The sequence below is a fragment of the Isoptericola croceus genome, assembly GCF_029382255.1.
Classification (GTDB): domain Bacteria; phylum Actinomycetota; class Actinomycetes; order Actinomycetales; family Cellulomonadaceae; genus Isoptericola; species Isoptericola croceus.
The window spans coordinates 1-331 of record NZ_JARLLG010000064.1; the positions used below are offsets into that span (position 1 = coordinate 1).

General features: G+C 58.0%; 1 protein-coding gene. It reads left to right on the forward strand.

Annotation, left to right across the window (positions count from 1 at the left end; all coding sequences use genetic code 11):
- Positions 1-68 precede the first annotated feature (68 nt).
- On the forward strand, positions 69-331 hold a 263-nt coding region (locus PZC42_RS24365), incomplete at its 3' end, for a hypothetical protein (RefSeq protein WP_277213962.1).

Sequence of the window (331 nt, forward strand, 5' to 3'; positions counted from 1 at the left end):
GTCATATGTAGTGGTACTGGTAGCTCGTTGATCAGGTGATGAATTGGATGGAGATAAGTTTCTTCTAGTTGCAGTTGCAGCAGGAGCAGCCGCAGCTGGTGCCGCACTTGCAGGTGTTGCAGCCGCAGCTGCCGTTCTCCGCCCCCATCTCTGATCCTCCGGAAGCAGCACCAGACCCCTTGTTGGTTGCATCGGCAAGGAAGGTGGTCGTGGTCGTGGGTTCCACCTCAGAGTACTTGCATCCGCCGCAGCCGTTGCCGCACTGGCAGCTGGAGCCGCATCCGCAGTTGCCACCGCAGCACGACATGGTGATGATGATGAGAGCTTCTTC